The 23,484-nt window shown below is 64.4% G+C and carries 20 protein-coding genes and 1 pseudogene; 4 read left to right on the top strand and 17 right to left on the bottom strand.

Annotated elements, in window-relative coordinates:
• Nucleotides 1–34 precede the first annotated feature (34 nt).
• The 14 genes and pseudogenes from HH110_RS16670 to HH110_RS16600 all read right to left on the bottom strand — a co-directional run bounded on the left by HH110_RS16670 (nucleotide 35) and on the right by HH110_RS16600 (nucleotide 13,220).
• Nucleotides 35–1,096 carry a suppressor of fused domain protein gene (locus HH110_RS16670; RefSeq protein WP_176990706.1) on the bottom strand — a complete coding sequence of 354 codons (1,062 nt, stop codon included), beginning with the start codon at nucleotides 1,094–1,096 and terminating at the stop codon, nucleotides 35–37.
• 72 nt (nucleotides 1,097–1,168) lie between these two features.
• On the bottom strand, nucleotides 1,169–1,663 hold the full coding sequence (locus HH110_RS16665) for a hypothetical protein (RefSeq protein ID WP_176990705.1): 495 nt from the start codon (nucleotides 1,661–1,663) through the stop codon (nucleotides 1,169–1,171).
• Nucleotides 1,664–1,944: 281 nt separating this feature from the next.
• Nucleotides 1,945–2,454, bottom strand: coding sequence for a hypothetical protein (locus HH110_RS16660; RefSeq protein ID WP_172407608.1), 510 nt, complete (start codon nucleotides 2,452–2,454; stop codon nucleotides 1,945–1,947).
• Nucleotides 2,455–2,494: 40 nt separating this feature from the next.
• Entirely contained in the window at nucleotides 2,495–2,953 is a 459-nt protein-coding gene (locus HH110_RS16655) for an RHS repeat domain-containing protein (RefSeq protein WP_176990704.1), read from the bottom strand.
• Between the two features lie 219 nt (nucleotides 2,954–3,172).
• Nucleotides 3,173–3,661, bottom strand: a complete 489-nt coding sequence (locus HH110_RS16650; protein WP_176990703.1) for a hypothetical protein — start codon at nucleotides 3,659–3,661, stop codon at nucleotides 3,173–3,175.
• 197 nt (nucleotides 3,662–3,858) lie between these two features.
• Nucleotides 3,859–4,365, bottom strand: a complete 507-nt coding sequence (locus tag HH110_RS16645; RefSeq protein ID WP_176990702.1) for a hypothetical protein — start codon at nucleotides 4,363–4,365, stop codon at nucleotides 3,859–3,861.
• A 2-nt stretch (nucleotides 4,366–4,367) separates the two neighbouring features.
• Complete coding sequence (locus HH110_RS16640; RefSeq protein WP_176990701.1) at nucleotides 4,368–5,603, bottom strand: RHS repeat-associated core domain-containing protein; 1,236 nt, start codon at nucleotides 5,601–5,603, stop codon at nucleotides 4,368–4,370.
• Between the two features lie 307 nt (nucleotides 5,604–5,910).
• Nucleotides 5,911–6,218: pseudogene (locus HH110_RS16630) on the bottom strand (DUF1153 domain-containing protein); the annotation flags it as partial.
• Nucleotides 6,219–6,275: 57 nt separating this feature from the next.
• Nucleotides 6,276–6,575 carry a hypothetical protein gene (locus tag HH110_RS16625; protein WP_176990700.1) on the bottom strand — a complete coding sequence of 100 codons (300 nt, stop codon included), beginning with the start codon at nucleotides 6,573–6,575 and terminating at the stop codon, nucleotides 6,276–6,278.
• A 352-nt stretch (nucleotides 6,576–6,927) separates the two neighbouring features.
• The gene (locus HH110_RS16620) at nucleotides 6,928–7,500 is read right to left on the bottom strand and encodes a hypothetical protein (protein ID WP_088435205.1); all 573 of its coding nucleotides are present in this window, start codon (nucleotides 7,498–7,500) and stop codon (nucleotides 6,928–6,930) included.
• Nucleotides 7,497–9,314, bottom strand: a complete 1,818-nt coding sequence (locus HH110_RS16615) for an RHS repeat-associated core domain-containing protein (RefSeq protein ID WP_176990699.1) — start codon at nucleotides 9,312–9,314, stop codon at nucleotides 7,497–7,499. The genes HH110_RS16620 and HH110_RS16615 overlap by 4 nt, the downstream gene beginning before the upstream one ends.
• Nucleotides 9,315–9,452: 138 nt before the next feature.
• Nucleotides 9,453–11,330 (bottom strand): propionate--CoA ligase, encoded by a 1,878-nt coding sequence (gene prpE / locus HH110_RS16610; RefSeq protein WP_176990698.1) that lies wholly within the window; start codon nucleotides 11,328–11,330, stop codon nucleotides 9,453–9,455.
• A 345-nt stretch (nucleotides 11,331–11,675) separates the two neighbouring features.
• Complete coding sequence (locus HH110_RS16605; RefSeq protein ID WP_121042906.1) at nucleotides 11,676–12,662, bottom strand: malate dehydrogenase; 987 nt, start codon at nucleotides 12,660–12,662, stop codon at nucleotides 11,676–11,678.
• A gap of 63 nt (nucleotides 12,663–12,725) precedes the next feature.
• Nucleotides 12,726–13,220: a peptidylprolyl isomerase gene (locus HH110_RS16600; protein ID WP_088435214.1), complete on the bottom strand. Its 495-nt coding sequence runs from the start codon at nucleotides 13,218–13,220 to the stop codon at nucleotides 12,726–12,728.
• 329 nt (nucleotides 13,221–13,549) lie between these two features.
• Here HH110_RS16600 and typA point away from each other — a divergent pair, with 329 nt between their 5' ends.
• From typA to HH110_RS16585, 3 genes are read left to right on the top strand one after another with little or no spacing between them, the layout of a single operon-like run.
• Nucleotides 13,550–15,397 carry a translational GTPase TypA gene (typA, locus tag HH110_RS16595; protein WP_121042902.1) on the top strand — a complete coding sequence of 616 codons (1,848 nt, stop codon included), beginning with the start codon at nucleotides 13,550–13,552 and terminating at the stop codon, nucleotides 15,395–15,397.
• Between the two features lie 14 nt (nucleotides 15,398–15,411).
• Nucleotides 15,412–15,897, top strand: coding sequence for a DUF2127 domain-containing protein (locus HH110_RS16590; protein ID WP_176990697.1), 486 nt, complete (start codon nucleotides 15,412–15,414; stop codon nucleotides 15,895–15,897).
• A 55-nt stretch (nucleotides 15,898–15,952) separates the two neighbouring features.
• Nucleotides 15,953–17,575, top strand: coding sequence for an amidase (locus tag HH110_RS16585; protein WP_176990696.1), 1,623 nt, complete (start codon nucleotides 15,953–15,955; stop codon nucleotides 17,573–17,575).
• A 27-nt stretch (nucleotides 17,576–17,602) separates the two neighbouring features.
• Here the strand turns inward: HH110_RS16585 and HH110_RS16580 are convergent, their stop codons facing one another.
• A complete protein-coding gene (locus HH110_RS16580) occupies nucleotides 17,603–18,748 on the bottom strand; it encodes a mechanosensitive ion channel domain-containing protein (RefSeq protein WP_176990695.1) in 1,146 nt (381 codons plus the stop codon).
• 104 nt (nucleotides 18,749–18,852) lie between these two features.
• Complete coding sequence (locus tag HH110_RS16575; protein WP_176990694.1) at nucleotides 18,853–20,244, bottom strand: class II 3-deoxy-7-phosphoheptulonate synthase; 1,392 nt, start codon at nucleotides 20,242–20,244, stop codon at nucleotides 18,853–18,855.
• Nucleotides 20,245–20,458: 214 nt separating this feature from the next.
• On the opposite strand from HH110_RS16575, the gene HH110_RS16570 reads away from it, so the two are divergent.
• Nucleotides 20,459–22,591, top strand: a complete 2,133-nt coding sequence (locus HH110_RS16570) for a TonB-dependent receptor (RefSeq protein ID WP_176990693.1) — start codon at nucleotides 20,459–20,461, stop codon at nucleotides 22,589–22,591.
• 72 nt (nucleotides 22,592–22,663) lie between these two features.
• Here the strand turns inward: HH110_RS16570 and HH110_RS16565 are convergent, their stop codons facing one another.
• Nucleotides 22,664–23,173, bottom strand: coding sequence for a disulfide bond formation protein B (locus HH110_RS16565; RefSeq protein ID WP_070426690.1), 510 nt, complete (start codon nucleotides 23,171–23,173; stop codon nucleotides 22,664–22,666).
• Nucleotides 23,174–23,484: the final 311 nt, after the last annotated feature.

The raw sequence follows: 23,484 nt of genomic DNA, 5'->3' as shown, positions 1-23,484 counted from the left end.
TGCCGGGCTTTTTCGTTTCCAGCGCGGGCGGCGATCAGCCAACGATCTCGACCACAGTGCCCTCGGCATCGCGCAGTTCGCTCGGCTCCACCACCACCTGCAGCGCCGGCCAGCCCGGGATCGCATAGGTGCCACGGCGCGGCATGACCGTGGCGACCAGCGCCTGCACCGTGGCCGGTGCCAGCTGGCATTCCAGCGCATCGCCCTCGACCACCAGTGCATTGGCGGCCGCCGGCGACAGCGTGATCTGCCGATCGTTGCTGACCAGCGTCAACGGCTGCCCGAACAGCAACCGCGCCGGCAGCAGCGCGAGCAGCGATTCCACCTGACGCGCGCCCAGCGTTATGGTCAACTGCTGCCCAGCGCCCTCGCCCTGCACCGACCAACCCAGCTTTTCCAGGAACAGATAGGCCGTCTGCGAGCCTTCGCGTGCCGCGCCCTCGGCCACCGCGGCAGCGAGCGCGGGGTCGTCCAGCAACGAGCCACGCGCGATATCGGTGATCCACAGCGGCATCTTCGGCAGCAGCGTCTCGAGCACGCCGGTGGTCGACCAGCGCTTCACCGCATCCATCTCGTCATCGGTCAGCCCGACCACCTGCAGGAACTCCAGCGACCCGTTGGGCGTCTCGCGCGGCGGCAGCTGCGGGTCGCGCAGGAAGGCGATGTGCCGCAGCAACGTATCGGTGTCGGCGGCGATCGGCCCGCCTGCATTGAGGTAGTGGCCCTGCTGGAACACCTTGCCGTTGGCGAACACGTAGCGCGCCAGGTTCTGCAGGAAGTTCATCGCCCACGCCGGCGGCTCGCTGCCCGCCGCGGCGGCAACCCGGAAGCTCAGCTCGAAGCCGTAGCCACTGGTGTCAGGATCATCGCTCTCCTTTTCATACAGCTCGGAGAAGCCGTAGCTGACGAAGTGCCAGTGCGGCAGCGGCGCATCGTTCCAGTACGCGCTGATGCCGTCCAGCGGATCCTCGCCACCGAGCAGCGAGCGCAGCACCGGGCCGTAATGCTGCGGCGCCTGCGTGGGATACACCGCCTTCAACGCGGCATCGATGGCATCCCACCCGGGTGCGCCGTCGTCCTCGATCTCATCCACCATCGCTACTCTCCCGCACACGAAACAGCACGCATTCTAAACAGCGTGCTGCCTGGCCGCCGTCGACGTACCGTCTCAGGCGATCACGGGCTCGCTCTGCAGCAGCGCGCGCGTCTCTTCCAGCCAGCGATTCGCCAGCGCCGGGCTTTTCGCCTTGCTGATCGCGGCGGCCATGTCCGGCCACAGTTTCTCCAGGCTGCCGGCATCGGTGCAACGCTCGACTTTCAACTGCATGAAATAGCCCTTGAGACCAAGGTGCCTGCGCACCGATTCGCTCATCCAGTCGTACAGACGCTTGTAGAGCTCCGGGTCCTGCTCGCGCCCGGCGGTCAGCGCCGCGGCGACGACCGGTGCGGCACTGCCGCCGACGATCTCGATCAGGCCCATCGCCGAGAGCTGCGCCAGCGCATCGTCCGGCGCACGGAGGCCCGGCAACAGCGCGGTCAACGCGGTGTCATCGCGCTGACCATCGACCATCAGCAGAATGGATCGCAGCGCCGGCGGCAGGCGCCGCGCACGATCCTCGATTTCCTGACGGCCAGCGACCGTCTTGGCATGGATGTACGCCATGTGCTCCCCCTTTCACGTGGTGCCGTGCTGCGCCGCTTCGACCCACGGCCGATACGCGTACGCCCCCTTGCGATTACTCGACGGACATCCCGGGGCCGCCCTAGCCGTATCCCCCGGCGCCGGCACTTCCCCCCTCTGCGGGTAATCACGTCCGGAGCTTACTCCAGGGCGGCGGTTCCCGCAGGCGTAGACGCCGATCGGTGGCTGCCATGGACGTCCGCCTGCCTCCTCAGACTAAAAACTCAAGAACAAGGCGACATCACTCTGGAGCAGCAACACCATTATTTCCCAAGGTCCTCCATGTCAAGAATCACGTCTCCGAACGTGCGCTTTGCTGGTGGACCAAGAGATCGCAGGGGCCGAACTACCAGCGGCGCGTGCACCTCACCCAAAAGAAGATCCTCTGTTGTTCCATCAGTTTGCCTAGCCATGAACTTTCCCACCAGCGAGACCCAGGAATAGGCATGCTGATTGAATATCCTCTCTTGAGCTTCAATGGGACCTCGCAACTTGACAGCCACCTCTTCCTGGACTCCCGCCTCGAACAACTCCTTCGACGAATAAAGAACGAACGTCTCTCGCTCTACCGTCAGATACCCCTCTAATCGAACCACCCTTTCTTCGTAAGACGAAGGACTTGCCGCAAGTGATCGAAAACTCGCGCGACATGGCGTTTCGACTGTACTACCGCAATCCTGGTTTTCCCCGATGGGGGCGGCTCGCTGCTGACATCCCAGCAGTACGACTGCAAACAGCATGAGTCCCACACCCACGAACTTTTCCATGAACATCGATTCCTCCAAGCTACGGGATCCCTGCAGAAGTACTCCCTTAGTCATCTGCGCGAGACGATGAGGATGCAGCGATCCCCATGCCAGCGCCGTACAGCGTATACGCAGCTCGCCACCAGACAGTCAACTGGATCCACTGCGCGCGCCCGCCCGTCCCCTGATCCCATAAATACGCCAGTGCACCACCCTGGCTGTACAGGTAGTGCCGATTCTTGCCGCTGCCCGCATCGATCACCGAACTGCGGCGGCCGTCGCCGTCGTACCGGTAGCGCTCCAGCGAGGTTGCCACGCGCAGCCGGTTACCGAAGTCAAACTGGTAGCCCTGCCCGTTCTTGAGCGACAGGTTGCCCTGCACGTCGTAGCCCAGGCCGATGATGGCCGCACCGCCGGCGTTGCGCACGACGGTGAGGCGGTTGCTGCCGTCGTAGTCATAGCGGCGCTGACCTTTGCCCGGCTGGGTCCAAGTGCGCAGGTTGTCCAGCGCGTCGTGCGACCCCACCTTCCTCTTCGCCAAGCTTCGGTGGAAACTGGATTCTGATCCACCGGACGTAGGCACGAATCCCGACCATCGTCTCTAGTCGGATGACGATGCTTGCCACGCGCACGGATGTAGACCGGATCAAGGTAACCCGAGAAACCGCACGCCCTTCGGATTCTCGTGAGAGCAGATAGCGATAAAACGGCGACGGCGTCTCTTCCGAGCCCAGCGGCAGGCCGGTCAGTCGGAGGTCACTTCAATCAGTAGCCAGTCCAACTGGTCCAATGCGATCACATACTCGCCATCCTGCCTCTCAAGAAGCGCGTGATCGAACGGCGGCCCCTCTTTGTACCAAGCTCCCGACATGGATACGAACCTGTCCAAGGCGTAGCCCTGTCCATCTCCTGGGTAAGGTAACAGCTTACCTGACAAGCAGTCGACGACGTTGTCCCCCACCGGTTGGCATCTTATTTGATGCGTAGCCTTATCGCTCGGAAAAGAGAATCGGCTGCTTCCGCCATGCAGATCGGCGCCATTCCCATAGACAACAAGTCTGACCGGCTGTCCCGAAAACGGGATGGTCCCCTCGACAATCGCTTCCCAGGATGCCTGCGCCCAATCATCCAGAAGGCTGGGCTGGTTTGCTCCCACCTGAAGGCTGCTCACATCTGTCCAACCAGCGTTGAGCAGCTTGAGGAAAGCTCTTACCGAGACTTCTATTTCGTTCATTTTATCCCAGCATCCTTTAGGGCTTGTTCCTCTTGGTCATGCTTGTAGCCGCCAGCGCAGCGGTCAATCAGGATACGGTACAGAATAGAGTGGGGCAGAAGGCGGCGACAATCAGAGTCGGAACCCCTCAGACTGGGCTGCCCTGCCAATGATGCGATAGGCGCCAGCCGAATCGAGCTGCGGGATCACTGTCGCCGCTAGCTAGCGATCGTGAGTACATACTCCCCCCCGCCAGTTGCCACACAGGCAACAGACGCTGGAAACGGGAGTGGATGGGGTTTTCGAACATCCACCTTAACTTCCCACACCGAGCTATCCTGCTCTAAATCTTCTTGTGAGAGTTGCAATTCAACAACTGATTTTCCGATAGAGATCAATAACGCCCCCCCAGCACCCAAATAGACGCCTTCAACATCCATCCCAATGAAAGAATATATATCCGCCAGAAACTTCGACCTACCATAAAAGAAGTCTTGCTCCGATATGCCAGTCAAACTATCGCCTGCGCGAACCTTAGCGGTACACGAAAAGACTACATCCACATACACTGAAGATTCCAGAGAATTCACACGCCTTATAAACCTAAGCGCCACTTCAATACTACTTACCCAGAACGAATCAAACTGCGCTTCCGCCAACATCTTCTTTAGCGCATCACTTGCCGAATCCGGGTCCGCCCAAGCCACCTCAGTCAATCCACCCATTATTATTTCTTCCTATAGAAAATGTGACTACCCGTACGCTGCTCAGCCCTTGGGATATTTCCAAAATTCCTACCATTCTCTGGATTTACAGGCTGACGGGGATGACCTTCGCGCGTTACTGACACTCTTGGCTCATGTTTGGGCCCACCATCCATAACTCGCACATCCATCTTCATGGATGGAACATTATGAAGAGTACCCGACTCGGTCCCTGAGTCGTTGGATATCTTCACACCCTTGTGTCCCGCGCCCTCCAGGGCTGACCTGGTGTCGGCCGGACTATTTCCGACTCTTACCCCTCCAACGGTAGGACCTCCAATCTCCGACCCCATCGCTCTCGTGAAGGGCGCCGCGATTGATCTGATGATGCCTGGCAAAGTGAAGCCACCTAAAGCCACAGTTGCAAGAGCCGTCCCATTGTAGTGAAAGGCATCATCTCCGAGCTCATTCCCGAATCCTGGATTCCCCATTTGATCAACGTTCGAGAACCACTCTTCATCACGGCCGTCAGGGTCGGTAAATTTATATGGGTTACCTAATACATAAGAGTATCGGTTGAATTTTCCGCCAGCCTTTAAGTCCACGGCTACCGGATCCACCGACAAGAACACCCCCACCGTCGGATCCATATACCGCTGCTGCATGTACGTCAGCCCGGTACTGCCATCCATCACGTGCCCGGTATACCCCACCCCGTCCTGTGCGGCACCGATGCTCGCGCCATACGGCGTGTACGCCGTCCGCAGCACCACCGCCGCCTGCTCATTGGTCTCTGCCACCGGGCTACCCAGTGCATCGGTGTGCTGGTAGCGCACACTGACTGCCCCACTGCCAGCAACCTTGCGCGCTGCCACCAGGCTGCCCGCCAGCTGGATGTACTGGGTGCGCTCACCCCTCCCCTGATCCCATAGATATGCCAGTGCACCACCCTGGCTGTACAGGTAGTGCCGGTGCTTGCCGCTGCCCGCATCGATCACCGAACTGCGGCGGCCGTGGCCGTCGTACCGGTAGCGCTCCAGCGAGGTTGCCACGCGCAGCCGGTTGCCGAAGTCGAACTGGTAGCCCTGCCCGTTCTTGATCAACAGGTTGCCCTGCACGTCGTAGCCCAGGCCGATGATGGCCGCACCGCCGGCGTTGCGCACGACGGTGAGCCGGTTGCTGCCGTCGTAGTCATAGCGGCGCCGGCCCTCGCCCGGCTGGGTCCAGGTGCGCAGGTTGTCCAGCGCGTCGTGCGACACCGCCCTCCTCGAACCGCGGGCGTTGCCCAAGCGGGCGCTTGCGCACCTCCCAGCCCTTGAGCTGGAAGATCCGCTGCACCGGGTTCTTGTTCATGCCCAGCAGGGCGGCCACGGTCCTGTAGCCGAACGATGGCTCAGCTTCAATTATGGTTTTGATCGGCTCGGCCAACTCGGGGCTCACCCGCGCCGGTGCCTTCTTCGGCTAGTAGTACACGCTACGTCGGGCCACGCCGAACCACTGGCACGGCTTGGCCATCGACACTACGAAACCCTCGTCCTTGAGTCCCTGCTGGATCGAGAGCATCAGCTCGTCCTTGCCCAGCAGGGAGGCCAGTTTCTTTCGGGCGCCGATCTCCAGCATCGCCTCGCCGTAGGCCTCCTGCAGATCCCTCAGCTGGCGCTCGTACTGCTCGCGTACGTCCTCAGGCTTGGCCCGCAGGGCGTTCTCCATGCCTGCTTGCCATCGTCCACCCAGCTCTCGATCTCTGCCGGCGTCAGGTCGAACGGGCGGCTCGCAGCGGCCACCGTCGTCTTGCCTTGGATGACCTCAAGGACCAGGGCTGACTTGCGCCGGGCCGTCCAACGCTTGATCTCTTCTTCCATCACTTCGCTCATCGGTGTCTCCTTGGAGGAAAACAACACCTGAGCAGGAAATCAGTAGGTCATTACACCCTATCTTGGACAAACAGTTATTTCACCATCATCAACAACCAATCGCTTTTCTGGGCACCCCTTTAGTTCAGCATCCAATGTCACCACCTGAAATGCCTGTTTTAGCGCAGAACAAAGCTCATTGGTTTGAACTTCAATCGGTGCCTCAGCAACCTTGCGCCAGAAATCACCCAGTGGCAAAGAGGGGGCGTGCGACAACGTTTCAATTGAGCGCAAAATCCAGACGTCGCAATTGGAGGCTGCAACTCCTCCAATAATTTTCACCACAGCCGCGCCGGTCACAGATTGATCATTGTTCACAGAATCCCCTTAACTGCCATCGATTGGTTGTGTAGGCCCTCTACCGGGAGTTCCTCCAGTGGAGTTCGGCTGATAGCGGTGTTGATGAGGATTCGGATGGGTGCCAGGGCGTCCATGATCTGTGGTGCCCCCGCTTCATGTAGCTCCGCGCACTGTGCCGCCTTCGACTAAGTACCGACACGCGGACGCCCCCTTGCGATTACTCGAAAGACATCACAGGTAGTCCCTGCCGTACACCCCGGGCTGGCACCTTCCCCTCTGCGGGCAATCACGTCGGGAGCTTACTCTAGGGAGGCGGCGCATGAGGATGCGGCGCAGCATTAGTGGACAGCACGTATGGGGAGGCAGCAGGCTAGAACTGGTAGCGAGCACGAGCACCGATCGCCAGCGCTATCAGTGGACCAGCGATTATCCGCAACGCATCCACCAACGCCGCTCGCACAGGCTGCCCCATCTTCCGCGACATCCTCGAATAGCCAAAGAAGCCGGAAAAACGTCCTTTCAGCGCCGCTCTGAGGTAGTAAGACTTAGCCTTCGATGCGTCCATTGGCACGCTTTCCTCAAAGTACTGCGCAAACCCCAACAGAACCTCAGGAGTCAATTCATGATCCGCAGCGATCTGGAGAAACCGAAGTGACTCTGCGTACGCGCGCCGCTTGAGAGATACCCGCGCAAGACTCGTGAAAGTGATGGAATTTGGTGCGATCAACGATGCGCGCCTATAGCTATCCAGAGCTTTATCAAGATCAACGCAGAGATCCGGTCCGCCCTCCTCAAATATCATCCCTCGGCACATGTAGCCGTCCAATCGATGCCTCTCATCCATCGAACTGGTCAGTGAGTCAGCCAAGCGCAGCGCCTGGTGCGCTTGCCCATGCTCCAAAAGCTGGACTGCCTGTTTAAAATCCGCATGCACATTCTTCATGGATTCGGAATCTCCCGCATCTTCGCCTTAGTTTCCCGCATCGCACCATCCTTTACTTGCTGTATTCTCTCCTGTTGCTGAATGCGCTGCATGCTTGGTCTTTCGCCATTGCATAGGCCGATGCCAACGCAGGCATAATACAGGGTTTCCCTGGCCGCCTTGGACTTCTGCAGCGCGCTCCCCGTGCCTAATGCCGTCTCCCAGAGGACAGGTGTCGCACTTGCGGAAAGGGCAGCAGCAGAGGGAGCTGCAGTGACTGTTACCGCAGGCAGAGTTACTGTTCTGGTCAACTCACCAGCTCGAACTGCTTGGTCAATTGAAGTGTCGCGGCGCAGCGCCTCCACGGTCGTCAATTTGAAGAAACTCGGCTGCGGCCCTAGCACCGGCTTGGGCGCACTTACTGTCACCGTCGGAAGGGTTTTTGGGAGAGGTGCTGGTTTCGGCATATTTGAATCCACCGCTTCGCGACCATCAGGGTCTACATAACCGTGAGGACTACGATCCGCGTACCAATATCTATGGAAAGCACCTATAGGGCTCTGGAGTGTTGATACCGGGTCAATCGACAAGAACTGACCGAGACCCGAATCGTAGTACCGCTGCTGCATATACGTCAGCCCGGTACTGCCATCCATCACGTGCCCGGTATACCCCACCCCGTCCTGTGCGGCACCGATGCTCGCGCCATACGGCGTGTACGCCGTCCGCAGCACCACCGCCGCCTGCTCATTGGTCTCCGCCACCGGACTGCCCAGCGCATCGGTGTGCTGGTAGCGCACACTGACTGCCCCACTGCCAGCAACCTTGCGCGCTGCCACCAGGCTGCCCGCCAGCTGGATGTACTGGGTGCGCTCACCCGTCCCCTGATCCCATATATATGCCAGTGCACCACCCTGGCTGTACAGGTAGTGCCGGTTCTTGCCGCTGCCCGCATCGATCACCGAACTGCGGCGGCCGTGGCCGTCGTACCGGTAGCGCTCCAGCGAGGTTGCCACGCGCAGCCGGTTGCCGAAGTCGAACTGGTAGCCCTGCCCGTTCTTGATCGACAGGTTGCCCTGCACGTCGTAGCCCAGGCCGATGATGGCCGCACCGCCGGCGTTGCGCACGACGGTGAGCCGGTTGCTGCCGTCGTAGTCATGGCGGCGCTGGCCCTCGCCCGGCTGGGTCCAGGTGCGCAGGTTGTCCAGCGCGTCGTAACCGAAGCGGTAACAGCCGTCACCGCCGAAGGCCGGTGAGTACGCCGCCGTAAGACGGTCCTGCGCGTCGTACTGCATCTGGCGATTGTGACCACTGCCCCGGACCAGGTCGTTGATCGCGGTGACGTTCCCGTTGGTATCGAAGCTGGTCTGCAGATCCAGCGTGCCGGTATCGGTACTGCGTGACGGCAACAGCCGGGCGTTCTGCTGCATCTGGTGAACGATGCCGTTGCCATACACGAACTGCTTCACTGCGCCGTTGGGGTAGTACTGCACGCCGGTCGCAAAGGTGCCGGCCTGGCTCGGTTGACCGAGCGCATTGGGGGCATACGTTACCTGCAGGCCTTGCGGGAAGGTCTGCACGGCAAGGTGGCCATTGCTGTTGTACCCCTGCCCCAGGCTCAGGTCGAGCACGCCCTGCTGGGTGAGCGTTTCGCCCGTCAGCAAGCGGCGCTTGTTGTAGACATAGGTATTGACCACCGCCGGCGTACCGTCGCCGTTCTGGGTGGTGATCTGCGCTGGCAGACCGTCGGGCGTATACGCCCAGCTCTGGTTGCCGCGCCCGTCCGGGAAGGTGAGCGTGCTGGGACGGTTGCGTGCATCGTAAGTACGGCGCACGACGCGGCCGCTGGCCTCGGCGGCCGCGCGATCGCAACTCTGCGTATTCGGCAGAGACAGGCTCGACGCACTTTAGGCGACGGCACGCATCACCAACGGCCACGTCGGCCAGCCGCCCGGAAGGCGGCTGGCACTCCCTCAGCTGCCCAGCGCGCGGCGGATCTCGTCCAACGCCGCCGGGTCATCCAGGGTCGACAGATCGCCCGGATCACGCTCCTCGGCCAGCGCCTGCAGCGAGCGCCGCAGCAGCTTGCCCGAGCGCGTCTTGGGCAGCGCGTTGACGATATGGATGTGGGCCGGCCGCGCGACCGCGCCGAGGGTGTTGGTCACCCGCTGCATCATCTCTGCCGCCACGGCGCTGCTGTCTCCCTGCAGGGCCTGTTTGAGGGTGACGAACACCAGTGGCACCTGGCCCTTGAGTTCATCCTTGACCCCGATCACGGCGGCCTCGGCCACCAGCGGATGGCCGGCGATGCACTCCTCGATCTCGCGCGTGCCCAGGCGGTGCCCGGCCACGTTGATGACATCGTCGGTGCGGCCCAGGATGAAGGTGTAGCCGTCTTCGTCCTGGATCGCCCAGTCGAGCGAGCTGTACAGCAGCTCCTTGAAGTGGCTGAAGTAACTCTGGATGAAGCGCGCATCGTCCTTCCAGACGGTGGTCATGCAGCCCGGCGGCAATGGCGGGATCATCACCAGCACGCCCTTCTGCCCCGGCGCGACGGTCTCGCCGGTGTTCTCGTCGATGACCTTCATCCGGTAGCCGAGGTTCGGGAAACCGGGCGAGCCGAAGCGCACCGGTTTCATGTCCACGCCCGGCAGCAGGGTCAGTGCCGGCCAGCCGGTTTCGGTCTGCCAGTAGTTGTCGATGATCGGCTTGCCGAGTGCGTCGTTGATCCAGTGCGCGGTCGGCTCGTCGAGCGGTTCGCCGGCGAGGAAGACGTACTTCAATGCCTCCAGATCGTGGCGGCGGATGAAATCGGCGTCATGTTTCTTGAGCACGCGGATCGCGGTCGGCGAGGAGAACAGCGTGCGCACGCCGTACTGTTCGCACAGCGCCCACCAGATGCCCGGGTCCGGGTTGGTCGGCAGCCCTTCGTACAGCAGCGAGGTGCAGCCGCCGATCAGTGGGCCGTAGACGTTGTAGGAATGCCCGACCGCCCAGCCCACATCCGAGGTGGAGAACATCACTTGGCCGGGTTTGCAGTCGAACACGGTCTCCATCGACTGCGCCATCGCGACCGCGTAGCCGCCGACATCGCGCTGCACGCCCTTCGGCTTGCCGGTGGTGCCGGAGGTGTAGAGCAGATAGCTCGGCTCGCTGGATTCCAGCCACACCACCGGCACATCCTGGTCGCCCACTTCGGCACGCAGCGTGGCGTAATCGACGTCGCGGCCGGGCACCTTCGGTTCGGCCGGGTCCAGACCGCGCGAGACGATCAGCACGTGCGGTGGCGGCGAAGCGGCTTCGGCGCAGGCGGCATCGACCATCGCCTTGTACGGAATCACTTTGCCGCCGCGCTTGCCGGCGTCGGCGGCGATCAGCAGCTTGGGTTCGGCGTCATCGATGCGCAGTGCCAGGTTGTGCGCGGCGAAGCCGCCGAACACCACCGAGTGGATCGCCCCGATGCGCGCGCAGGCCAGCATCGCGAACACGGCTTCGGCCATGTTCGGCATGTAGATCACCACGCGGTCGCCACGCTGCACGTCCAGCCGCTGCAGCACGGCGGCGAAGGCATTCACTTCGCGGTGCAGCTCGCGGTAAGTGATCTCGCGGGTGACGCCGGTTTCGCTGGAGACCGCGACCAGCGCGAGCTGATCCGGGCGATCGACCAGATGGCGGTCGACCGCGTTGTAGCAGAGGTTGGTTTCACCGCCGACGAACCAGCGCCGGAACGGCGGGGTGCTGTAATCGAGGATCTGCTGCGGCGGTGTATGCCAGTAGATGCGCTGGGCCTCTTCGCCCCAGAACGCCTCGGGTTCATCGACCGAACGTCGATAGACATCTTCGTAACGCATGACAGCCCTCCCAGACAAAGTCATGGGATCGAGCATAGTCCGATGGCGGCGCGCGGGCCGTCCGACCTTGGTCGTACGTAGTGCCGGCCGCTGGCCGGCTCCTTGCACTGCCGGGGACCTGTAGAGCCGGCCAGCGGGCGGCACTACCGGGAATACGCGAACGACCGTGCCGGGAATACGCAGCCGACGGTGCGGACAAAAAAACGCCGGGCAGTGCCCGGCGTTTCCTCAATCCGTACCGACCAACGGTATTCGCGCCGTCCTGGCGCTCACCCTTCGGGCCGGCGCTTCGCACCGTTGAGAACGGCTCCTGCCGTTCTCTTCGGCACCCACCCGTGTGAGTGATCAACCCAGCAGGTGGGCGACGCCGGAGCGCTCTTCTTCCAGCTCGGCCAGGGTCTTGTCGATGTACTTCTGGCTGAAGTCGTCGACCGGCAGATCCTTGACCAGGGTGTACTCGCCGTTCTCGGTGGTGACCGCGAAGCCGAAGATCACGCCTTCCGGGATGCCGTAGGAGCCGTCGGACGGCACGCCCATGGTGACCCACTTGCCGTTGCTGCCCAGCACCCAGTCACGGATGTGGTCGACGGCGGCATTGGCAGCCGAGGCCGCCGAGGACGAGCCACGGGCTTCGATGATCGCCGCGCCGCGCTTGCCCACGGTCGGGATGAAGGTCGATGCGTTCCATTCCTGGTCGTTGATCGCCTCGGCGATGGAGGCACCCTCGGCGGTGGCGAAACGGTAGTCCGGGTACATGGTCGGGCTGTGGTTGCCCCACACGATCAGCTTCTCCATGCCACCGACCGGCTTGCCGAGCTTGGTCGACAGCTGGCTCAGCGCACGGTTGTGGTCCAGGCGCAGCATGGCGGTGAAGTTGCGCGGGTTCAGGTCCGGCGCCGACTTCATGGCGATGTAGGCGTTGGTGTTGGCCGGGTTACCGACCACCAGCACCTTGACGTCACGCTTGGCGACCTTGTTCAGCGCCGCGCCCTGGGCGGTGAAGATCTTGGCGTTTTCCAGCAGCAGATCCTTGCGCTCCATGCCCGGGCCGCGCGGACGCGCGCCGACCAGCAGGGCGATATCGGCGTCCTTGAAGGCCACTTCGGCGTCATCGGTACCGACCATGCCGGCCAGCAGCGGGAAGGCGCAGTCTTCCAGTTCCATCATCACGCCGCGCAGGGCGGCCTGGGCCTTGTCGACCGGCAGCTCGAGCAGCTGCAGGATGACCGGCTGGTCCTTGCCCAGCATGTCGCCGGAGGCGATGCGGAACAGCAGGGCGTAACCGATCTGGCCGGCGGCGCCGGTCACGGCAACACGAACAGGTGCTTTCATGGGGATTTCCTCTGCTAAGAAACGTAAAAACGGCCCCCTTCACAGGGGGCCGTCGGGATCGGATCAGGCGGTGGGGATCAGCTTGTTCCACTCCGCCACGCGCTCGGCCTGGGCGGCCAGCACGGCGTCGGTGTCGCCTTCCAGGGTGATCGAATGGATCACGTCGCCCTGCTTGACCGAGTCCACGATGGCCTGGCCGTCGAGGACCTGGCCGAACACGGTGTGCTTGCCGTCCAGCCAATCGGTCTTGATATGGGTGATGAAGAACTGGCTGCCGTTCGTGTTCGGGCCGGCATTGGCCATCGACAGCGAACCGACCTGGTGCTTCACGCCGTTCTTTTCATCTTCGAACTTGTAGCCCGGGCCGCCGGTGCCCTGGCCCTTGGGGCAGCCGCCCTGGATCATGAAGTCCGGGATCACGCGGTGGAAGACCAGGCCGTCATAGAAGCCGTGCTTGACCAGGTTGACGAAGTTGGCGACCGTCAGCGGGGCCTTGTCGGCGAACAGCTCGACCTTGATCGGGCCCTGGGTGGTGTCGAAAGTGGCGATGAGGGACATGCAAATCCTTGGGGTACGGGGGTTTGTCGTTAGCCCCATAGGATACACCCGTGGTATGCGCCACCGCATACGCGCTGCCGCCCCACGCTTCGCTGCGCGAACCGCGGGCCCCTCTTACCAGCACCCACACCCCCGCCGCTTCGCGGCAGCCCCCTGACTCAGGGGGCGGTGGTGCTTCCTGCATCATCGCGGCCGCCCGGACAGGCGTCCCTCACACAGCTGAATGCCCGTCCGGCAAGGCTTGCGACGCACTTTTCGCGATTGGTCATCTTGGCCGTATAATGTTGGACTTCTTTTTCCAAATCCGGCGCCGACTGGCCCCCTTTCGCATGTCTATCGAAAATCTTCGCAACATCGCCATCGTCGCCCACGTCGACCACGGTAAGACCACCCTCGTCGACCAGCTGCTCAAGCAGTCCGGCACCCTCTCCGAGCGCACCGTGCTCGCCGAGCGCGTGATGGACAGCAATGACCAGGAAAAGGAACGCGGCATCACCATCCTGGCCAAGAACACGGCCATCACCTGGGAAGACAAGAAGACCGGTATCAAGAACCGGATCAACATCGTCGACACCCCGGGACACGCCGACTTCGGCGGCGAAGTGGAGCGCGTGCTGTCGATGGTCGACACCGTGCTGATCCTCGTCGATGCGATGGACGGCCCGATGCCGCAGACCCGCTTCGTGACCCAGAAGGCCTTCGCGATGGGCTTCAAGCCGATCGTCGTGGTCAACAAGGTCGACCGTCCGGGCTCGCGTCCGGATTGGGTGATCGACCAGGTCTTCGACCTGTTCGACAAGCTCGGCGCCACCAATGAGCAGCTCGACTTCCCGATCGTCTACGCGTCGGCCCTGAACGGCTACGCTGGCCTGGAAGACACCGTGCGCGACGGCGACATGACCCCGCTGTACGAAGCGATCATGCAGCACGCGCCGATGCCGGAAGTGGACCCGGAAGGTCCGTTCCAGATGCGCATCAGCCAGCTGGACTACAACAACTTCGTGGGCGTGATCGGCATCGGCCGCGTGCAGCGCGGCACCCTGAAGAAGAACATGCAGGTCGCGGTCATCGATCGTGAAGGCAAGAAGCGCAACGGCAAGGTCGCGCAGGTGCTGGGCTTCCTGGGCCTGGAGCGCATCGAGCAGGACACCGCCGAAGCCGGCGACATCGTCGCCATCTCCGGTATTCCGGAACTGACCATCTCCGACACCCTGTGCCACCCGGATACCCCGGAAGCCCTGCCGGCGCTGACCGTCGATGAACCGACGATCTCGATGACCTTCCAGGTCAACAACTCGCCGTTCGCCGGCAACAAGGACCTGTCCGGTGGCAAGTTCCTGACCAGCCGCCAGATCAAGGACCGCCTGGATCGCGAGCAGGTCCACAACGTGGCCCTGAAGGTGGAACAGCTGGAAGACGCCGACAAGTTCCTGGTCTCCGGCCGTGGCGAACTGCATCTGTCGGTGCTGATCGAGAACATGCGTCGTGAAGGCTACGAGCTGGCCGTGTCGCGTCCGGAAGTGATCATCAAGCAGATCGACGGCCAGGCCATGGAGCCGATCGAGCAGCTGGTGGTGGACATCGAAGAACAGCACCAGGGCGGCGTCATGGAAAAGCTGGGCACCCGCAAGGGCCAGCTGAAGAACATGGAGCCGGACGGCAAGGGCCGTGTCCGCCTGGAGTACCAGATCCCGGCCCGTGGCCTGATCGGTTTCCAGAACGAGTTCAAGACCCTGACCCAGGGTTCGGGCCTGCTGTTCCACGTGTTCGACCATTACGGTCCGAAGGAACAGGGTTCGATCGCCAAGCGCCAGAACGGCGTGATGATCGCCAATGCCCCGGGTGCCACCCCGGCGTACTCCCTGGGCCCGCTGCAGGAACGCGGCAAGCTGTTCGCTGCTGAAGGCGACAACGTGTATGAAGGCCAGCTGGTCGGCATCCACTCCAAGGACAACGATCTGACCGTCAACGCGATCAAGACCAAGCCGCTGACCAACATGCGCGCTTCGGGCAAGGACGATGCGATCCAGCTGACCCCGGCGATCAAGTACTCGCTGGAGCAGGCCCTGGACTTCATCGAAGACGACGAGCTGGTCGAGATCACCCCGAAGGAAATCCGCCTGCGCAAGAAGGGCCTGACCGAAAGCGACCGCAAGAAGGCATCGCGCGGCGGCTGATCGGACCCATTGTCGTGATCGACAAGCCCTACAACCCGGATCCTCACAAGCATCCGGGGCTTCACCTGATCGCCTTGCTGGAAGCCAGCAAGGCGGTTCTGGCGCTGTTGGCTGCGACCGGGCTGGAAATGCTCGGCCCGCAGCCCCTGCGCGATGCGGTCAATGCCCTGATCCGCCGGTTCAGTCTGGACCCGGATCACGGCACCCTGCCCTCGCTGCTCAACATGATCAGCCCCGATGCGGTGCATCTGGCGGCTGCTGCAATGGTCGCCTACGGCGTCCTGCATCTTTTCGAGGCCTGGGGCCTCTGGCGCGCCAAGGCCTGGGCCTCCTGGCTGGGCTGCGTCACTGCCGGCATCTACCTGCCGTTCGATATCTACGCCATCCTCCGTCACCCGGGCTGGGCCTCGTGGTCGGTGCTGGTGATCAATCTGATCGTGGTCGGCGTGCTCGCCCGCGATATCCGCAAACGCCATGGCAAGGCCGCCAAAACGGCTTGAGTTGCCAAGCGGCGCCCGCGGTGGTTAGCCTGACGGCCGGTTCGGGGGGACAGGCATGCGCCTGACACTGACATCACTGATGCTCATCGCGCTGGCCGGCTGCAGCCCGGGCCCGGCGCCCCTGCATGCCCGTGAATCGCCTGCGCCGACACCCTCGCCGAGCGCCACGCTCCCGTTCGCCTTCGCCGAAGCCGGCATCAGCGACCTGCAGTCGCGCATGGCCAGCGGCGAGCTGGACAGTGTCACCCTCACCCGCGCCTACCTGGACCGCATCGCCCGACTCGACCGGGCCGGCCCGCGCCTGCGCGCGGTCATCGAGCTCAACCCCGATGCGCTGCGCGAGGCTGCACAGCTGGACGCCGAGCGTCGCCAGGGACAGCTGCGCGGCCCGCTGCACGGTATCCCGCTGCTGCTCAAGGACAACATCGGCGCCAGCCCCATGAGCACCACCGCCGGCTCGCTGGCCCTGGAAGGGTTCCGCCCGGACGATGCGTTCCTGGTCCAGCGCCTGCGCGCGGCCGGCGCGCTGATCCTGGGCAAGACCAACCTGAGCGAGTGGGCCAACTTCCGCTCCAGCCGATCGATCTCGGGCTGGAGCGCCCGCGGCGGCCAGACCCGCAATCCGTACCGGCTCAGCCACAACCCGTGCGGCTCCAGCAGCGGCAGCGCGGTGGCGGTCTCGGCCAATCTCGCGGTGGCGGCGATCGGCACCGAGACCGACGGCAGCATCGTCTGCCCGGCCGCGGTCAACGGCGTGGTCGGCTTGAAGCCGACGGTCGGGCTGGTCAGCCGCGAGGGCATCATCCCGATCTCCTTCAGCCAGGACACCGCCGGCCCGATGACCCGCAGCGTGGCCGACGCAGCCGCGCTGCTGACCGCCATGGCCGGCCGCGACGAGGCCGACCCGGCCACCGCGACCATGCCCGGACGTGCGGTCTACGACTACACCTCGCGCTTGAACGCCGACGGCCTGCGCGGCGCGCGGATCGGCGTGCTGTACGGCGACCTGATGCAGAAGCCGGGCATCGCCCCGGCCCTGCAGCATGCCGTGGCCGTGCTGCGCGATGCCGGCGCGACCGTGGTGCCGGTGCAGCTGCCGACCCAGGGCCAGTGGCAGGATGCCGAACGGATCGTCCTGATGCACGAGTTCAAGGCCGGACTGCAGCGTTACTTCACGACCTACCGGGCACCGGTGCGCAACCTGGACGACGTGATTGCCTGGAACCGCCAGCATGCGGGCAAGGAACTGGCGCTGTTCGACCAGGACCTGATGGACACCGCCGCGACGATGGGCGGCCTGGGTACACCCGAATACATCCGCGCGCGCAGCGATGCCCGCCGGCTGGCCGGCCCGGAAGGCATCGATGCGGTGCTGCGCGAACAGAAGCTGGATGCGCTGGTGGCGCCGACCACCGGCGTGGCGTGGCCGATCCGGCCGGGCAGCGGCGATGACTTCCCCGGCGAGAGCTATAGCGCCGCGGCGGTGGCCGGCTACCCGAGCCTGACCGTGCCCATGGCGCACGTGGACGGCCTGCCGCTGGGGTTGCTGTTCATGGGGACGGCGTGGAGCGAGCCGCGCCTGATCGAGCTGGGCTACGCCTACGAGCAACGGACCCGCGCACGCCGCCCGCCGCGGTTCCAGACCGATACCCTGCTGACGAACGGCGTCGCGCCCTGAGGGCGTGTACCGACCAACGGTCGGTACCTACCGTGTGGTATCGCCCGGGTCCGGCAGGATCGCGGGCTCACCATCCTCGGCACCGGGGGAGCGCACATCCTCGGCCGGCTGCGAACGCGCGCGGCGCGTCGGCGTGGCTTCCTGATTGAGCTCGGCACGGGTGCGCGGCAGTGCCTGCGGATGCTCGCGCGCCAGGAAGTCGAGCATGCGCTCGCGCACGATGCAGCGCAGGTCGAAGGCATCACCGGAGTTGCGCGCGCTCACCAGCAGACGCACCTGCAGCGTGTGCTCGCTGGTTTCGGTCACCTGGGTCACGCAGACCTGGCCATCCCACAGCGCCTCGCCTTTGCAGATCCGCTCCAGTTCGGCGCGGATCGCCGGGATCGGCGCGGTGTAATCCAGCCACAGGAACGCGGTGCCAAGCAGATCGGCGCTGCGCCGGGTCCAGTTCTGGAAGGGGTGTTCGATGAACCAGGTCAGCGGCACCACCATCCGCCGCGCATCCCAGATCCGCACCACGACGTAGCTGCTGTTGATCTCTTCCACGCGGCCCCATTCGCCCTCGACGATGACCACATCGTCCAGCCGGATCGGCTGGGTCAACGCGATCTGCAGACCGGCGATCAGGTTGCCGAACACCGGCTTGGCCGCGATGCCGGCGACCAGGCCGATGATGCCGGCCGAGGCCAGCAGCGCGGTGCCGATCTGGCGGACCATCGGAAACGTCAGCAGGATCAGCGACACACCCACCAGGATGATCGCGCCCATCAGCACACGGCTCAGCACCCGGGTCTGGGTCTGGATGCGGCGTGCCTCGAGGTTGTCGGCCACCTCCATCGGGTGATCGCGCAGGATCGCCTGCTCGCCGGCGGCCACCGCGCGGACCAGCAGCCAGATGAAGCAGCCGGTCAGGCCGATATGCAGCAGCCGCAGTGCCTGCTCGAGCCGGTGCTCCTGCAGCGGCGTGGCCTCCAGGGCCGGAATCAGCAGCAACAGCGGCAGCGCGAACGCCAAGGGCCGGCTGATCACCCGCGCGATGCGGGCACGGCGGTAATCACGGTCTTTCAGACGACGCGTCAACGCCATCAGCAACCACCAGCCACTGATTCCGATCGCCAGCGCGATCGAGATGGGCCAGAGATACAGCGCTGCCTGCTGCCAGTCGACGGTCACGGCACGCTCCTGTGTTCTTCGCGGGGAAGTCCACAGGATGCCGGTGCCGCCATGACCATCGTGTCAGGCGAATGTAAGGTGCGTGTCGAGGACACGCACCGATATCAGTCGGCGTAGTGCGCCTGCTTGCGCACGATCGCCATCGCGATCTCCAGCGACTGTTCGTAGTTCAGCCGTGGATCCACCGAGGAGCGGTAGGCACGCTCCAGGTCGCGCTCGGTCAGCTCACGTGCCCCGCCGGTGCATTCGGTCACGTCCTCACCGGTCAGCTCCAGGTGCACGCCGCCCAGCCGGGTGCCGGCCGCGGCGTGCAGGTCGAAGGACATCTCGACCTCGCCACGCACGTTGTCGAAACGACGCGTCTTGTAGCCGTTGCTGGTGCTCTCGGTATTGCCATGCATCGCATCGCACACCCACAGCACCCGCCGGCCATCGCGCTTGACCGCGTTCAACAGCGGCGGCAGTTTCTCGGCGATCTGCGCCGCGCCCATGCGGTGGATGAAGCTCAGGCGGCCCGGCTCGTCATCGGGATTGAGCACATCGATCAGGCGCAGCAGCTGGTCCGGCTGCACCGACGGCCCGACCTTGATCGCGATCGGATTGCGCACGCCACGCAGGTATTCCACGTGCGCGCCATCCAGTGCGGCGGTGCGCATGCCGATCCACGGGTAATGCGTGCTCAGGTTCAGCCAGCCCTGCTGGCGCGGCACCTGGCGGGTAAGTGCCTGCTCGTACGGCAGCAGCAGCGCTTCGTGCGAGGTGTAGAAGTCGATCCGGTTGAGGTTGTACACCTGCGCGCCGGACAGCGTCTCCATGAAACGCACCGCATCGCCGATCGAGGACACCATCTTCTGGTAGTCGGTGGCCAGCGGCGAATGCCGCACCCACTCCAGGTTCCAGTACTCGGGGTGGTGCAGATCGGCGAAGCCGCCATCGATCAGCGCGCGCACGAAGTTCATCGTCATCGCCGAGTGCGCGTGCGCCTGCAACATCCTGCGCGGGTCCGGCAGGCGGGCCGCTTCGGTGAACTCCGGCGCATTGATCACGTCGCCGCGGTAGCTCGGCAGGGTCATGCCGTCGCGGGTTTCGGTGTCGGCCGAGCGCGGCTTGGCGTACTGCCCGGCGAAGCGCCCGACCCGGATCACCGGCTTGCGCATGCCGTGCACCAGCACCAGGCTCATCTGCAGCAGCACCTTCAGCCGGTTGGAGATCGTGGTCGATTCGCAGTCGCTGAAGTTCTCCGCGCAGTCGCCGCCCTGCAGCAGGAAGCGTTTGCCCTCCTGGGCCTCGGCCAGCTGCTGCTTGAGCGCCAGGATCTCCCAGGAGGTCACCAGCGGCGGCAGCCGCTTCAGCTCGTGCAGCGCGGCATCCAGCGCCAGCGGGTCCGGGTAGGTCGGCAGCTGCAGCGCGGGCTTGCCACGCCAGCTCTCCGGCGACCAGGCAGCGTCGACAGCGGTCGCGGCGGGATCGGCTACGGGCGGGGCGGACAGGCTCATCACGGACTTCCGGGGTGTGGGGCCGGTCATGGTCGCAGAGCGCGACCCCGACGCAAAGGGGCGGCCATGCCGGCCAAGGCTGAACGCCGAAGAAAGGCCACGGCGATCGGCCAGATCGCGCATGGCCCACCGGCGTGGGACAGGCGCATGATTTGTTACGGAGTAACACTCGCCAGGCCGGCCCCTCCTCCCTTTGCCCAGCCAAGCCATCCCCATGAAGCCTTCCCTGCTTGCTACCGGTATTGCCGTTTCCCTGGCCCTGACCGGCCTGCCCGCCCTCGCCGCCGCCCCCGCCAGCGGCGCCTCCGCTCCAACGGTCACCGATCTGGACGCGGTCACCGTCAGCGCCCAGCTCGACCAGGCGCGCAACGCGCTGTCGCCGGATATCGGCAGCAGCCAGTACCAGATCACCGCCGAAGACATCCAGCACCTGCCGCTGGGCGCGTCCACCCCGTTGAACCAGGTGCTGCTGCAGGCGCCCGGGGTGGTCCAGGACTCCTACGGCGGCGTCCACGTGCGCGGCGACCACGCCAATCTCCAGTACCGGCTCAACGGCGTCCTGCTGCCCGAATCGATCTCCGGCTTCGGCCAGACCCTGGACGCCCGCGCGATCAAGAGCATCCGCCTGATGGACGGTGCCCTCCCGGCGCAGTTCGGCGAACGCACCGCCGCCGTGGTGGACATCACCACCCGCAGCGGCGCCGAGCTGGGCAATGGCGGCAGCGCCGGCCTCACCGCCGGCTCCTACGGCACGCTCAACCCCAACGCCTCGTGGTGGGGCAGCCAGGGCCGCTGGAGCGGATACCTGACCGGCAACTACGACCAGAACCAGGCCGGCATGGAGAATCCCACGGCCTCGCGCAGGCCGGACCACGATGACACCCACCAGGGCAAGGCGTTCGCCGACCTGACCTACCTGGTCAACGAAGACACCCGCCTGAGCCTGTTCGCCGGGTTCTCCAACAACCGCTTCCAGATTCCGGTCAACCCCGGCCAGACGCCGCAGTTCGGCTACCTGGATACCATCAACGGGGACTCGGCCGCGCTGGATGAAAACCAGCGCGAGACCACCCGCTTCGGCATGCTGGTGCTGCAGGGCACGCTGGGCGATACGGCCTACCAGGTCTCGGCCGGCCAGCGGTACAGCGACCTGTCCTTCCGCCCGGACCTCGCCGGCGACCTGATCTTCAACGGCGTCGCCTCGCAGGTGGACCGCAGCAACCGCGCCAACACCGTGCAGGCCGATGCCTCCACCCCGCTCGGGGAAAACCACACGCTGCGCTATGGCCTGTACATCAACGCCGAACGCGCCCGCGCCGGCAGCGACACCTGGGTGTTCCCGGTCGACGCCGACGGCCAGCAGGCCAGCACCACGCCACGGCGCATTCCGGAGGCGAGCGCCTTCAACGCCACCACTACTGCGGTCTACCTGCAGGACGAATGGCGGATCGGCGCGGACTGGACGGTCAACTATGGCCTGCGCGGCGACCGCTACACGGCCTTCGGTGGCACCGAAGGCCAGCTCAGCCCGCGCCTGGGCGTGGTCTGGAACGCCAGCGACAGCACCACCGTGCATGCCGGCTACGCGCGCTACTTCACCCCGCCGGCGAGCGAACTGGTGGCCAGCAGCGACATCGCCCTCTACGACGGCACCACCAACCAGCAACCGGCCGGTGGCAGCACCACCCCGCTCTCCGAGCGCAGCGATTACTACGACATCGGCGTCTCCCAGCAGGTCGGCGAACACCTCACCCTCGGCCTGGATGCCTACGATCGCAAGGTCGACCGCCTGCAGGACGAAGGCCAGTTCGGCGCCGCCTACATCTACTCCACCTTCAACTACCGCCTGGGCCACATCCACGGCGTGGAGTTCAGCGCCGACTACAGCCACGGCCCGCTCAGCGCCTACGTCAACGCCGCCTACAACAAGGCCATGGGCAAGCAGGTCATCACTGGCCAGTACAACCTCGATCCCGAGGCCCTCGCCTACGTCCAGAACAACTGGATCCACCTGGACCACGACCAGAAACTGACCTCGTCGGGCGGCATCAGCTACGCCTTCGCCGGCCACAACCGCCTGGGCGCCGACTACGTGTTCGGCAGCGGCCTGCGCTCGGACACCGACGGCGTCCCCAACGGCGGCGAACTCCCCGCCTACCTCCAGCTCAACCTCAGCGCGGCCCACGACTTCAACGCCGACAGCGGCCACCCGCTGCACGCACAGCTCGCCCTGGTCAACGCACTGGACCGCAGCTACCAACTGCGCGACGGCGGCGGCATCGGCGTCTTCGCCCCGCAATGGGGCCCCCGCCGCGGCGCCTACCTCAGCCTGCAGCAGGATTTCTGAGCGGAGCCCTGGCCGCAGCATCCGACCTGGCCGCGCAACGCGTGCCAGGTCGGGTAACGGATCTGACCGGCCTCAGTGGCGCCGACGTGCACGGAACGCTGTCACCAGCGCCCACACCGCCAACGCCGCAAACCACACCAGGCTCCACATCGGCATCGTCAGGCCCAGGAACTGCCAATCGATATTGCCGCAGTTGCCGGTACCGGTCAGCACCGTCCGGAACACCTCGAACGGCCCCATCGTCTCACTGAGGAAGCTCAACGGCGGCCCACAACTCGAGCCCATGTCCTGCGGCAGCAACTGCACATACACATGCCGGCCGGCAATGCCGATACCGACCGCCGCCGCGATGAAAGCCAGCACCCCATACGTCTTCCGCCCAGCCGGATCACGCGGACCATGCAGCGCCCCGATCAGGAACAGCAGCCCCAGCGCCGCGAACGCAATCCGCTGGAAAATGCACAACGGACACGGCTCCAGCCCCATCTTCAACTGCAGGAAGATCGCGTACCCCAACAGCGCCGCGCAGACCAGGAACCCCAACAGGAACTGGGCGCGGAAACTCCAACGCAATGGATTCATTGCCAACACTCGTGAAAGTCCAGGCCCCAAGATTAACAGGGCCGTGACCGCCCACGTCCATGCGCACCTGCCGACCATCGGCGCAACCGACCGGACAGCGTGTTCCGTACATCAAGCGGAACCACCCGAACGTAGCGACGGTGCCGGGCTGCCGGCCAGCGGCCGGCACTACCCATGCATCGAGACGCGCATGCTCCGCTTCACCCCCATGCGCACCGACCCAGTGTGCAGGCGTTGGCGCGGGTGGGTTGGCGGGACACGCCGTGAATCCGTCCATGGAGGCTCATGTCGCGCCATCCATGGCGCTCATG

The sequence above is a fragment of the Stenotrophomonas sp. SAM-B genome, from assembly GCF_013387485.1.
GTDB classification, from domain to species: Bacteria; Pseudomonadota; Gammaproteobacteria; order Xanthomonadales; family Xanthomonadaceae; genus Stenotrophomonas; species Stenotrophomonas maltophilia_AA.
The sequence above is the reverse complement of the archived record's forward strand: the minus strand, read 5'-3'. Positions and strand labels throughout refer to the sequence as shown.

What these genes read in the sequence shown, in the direction of transcription:
- HH110_RS16670 (WP_176990706.1), bottom strand. Translation starts at nt 1,096, where the DNA reads ATGGTGGATGAGATCGAGGACGACGGCGCACCCGGGTGGGATGCCATC.
- HH110_RS16665 (WP_176990705.1), bottom strand. Translation starts at nt 1,663, where the DNA reads ATGGCGTACATCCATGCCAAGACGGTCGCTGGCCGTCAGGAAATCGAG.
- HH110_RS16660 (WP_172407608.1), bottom strand. Translation starts at nt 2,454, where the DNA reads ATGTTCATGGAAAAGTTCGTGGGTGTGGGACTCATGCTGTTTGCAGTC.
- HH110_RS16650 (WP_176990703.1), bottom strand. Translation starts at nt 3,661, where the DNA reads ATGAACGAAATAGAAGTCTCGGTAAGAGCTTTCCTCAAGCTGCTCAAC.
- HH110_RS16645 (WP_176990702.1), bottom strand. Translation starts at nt 4,365, where the DNA reads ATGGGTGGATTGACTGAGGTGGCTTGGGCGGACCCGGATTCGGCAAGT.
- HH110_RS16620 (WP_088435205.1), bottom strand. Translation starts at nt 7,500, where the DNA reads ATGAAGAATGTGCATGCGGATTTTAAACAGGCAGTCCAGCTTTTGGAG.
- prpE (WP_176990698.1), bottom strand. Translation starts at nt 11,330, where the DNA reads ATGCGTTACGAAGATGTCTATCGACGTTCGGTCGATGAACCCGAGGCG.
- HH110_RS16605 (WP_121042906.1), bottom strand. Translation starts at nt 12,662, where the DNA reads ATGAAAGCACCTGTTCGTGTTGCCGTGACCGGCGCCGCCGGCCAGATC.
- HH110_RS16600 (WP_088435214.1), bottom strand. Translation starts at nt 13,220, where the DNA reads ATGTCCCTCATCGCCACTTTCGACACCACCCAGGGCCCGATCAAGGTC.
- typA (WP_121042902.1), top strand. Translation starts at nt 13,550, where the DNA reads ATGTCTATCGAAAATCTTCGCAACATCGCCATCGTCGCCCACGTCGAC.
- HH110_RS16585 (WP_176990696.1), top strand. Translation starts at nt 15,953, where the DNA reads ATGCGCCTGACACTGACATCACTGATGCTCATCGCGCTGGCCGGCTGC.
- HH110_RS16575 (WP_176990694.1), bottom strand. Translation starts at nt 20,244, where the DNA reads ATGAGCCTGTCCGCCCCGCCCGTAGCCGATCCCGCCGCGACCGCTGTC.
- HH110_RS16570 (WP_176990693.1), top strand. Translation starts at nt 20,459, where the DNA reads ATGAAGCCTTCCCTGCTTGCTACCGGTATTGCCGTTTCCCTGGCCCTG.
- HH110_RS16565 (WP_070426690.1), bottom strand. Translation starts at nt 23,173, where the DNA reads ATGAATCCATTGCGTTGGAGTTTCCGCGCCCAGTTCCTGTTGGGGTTC.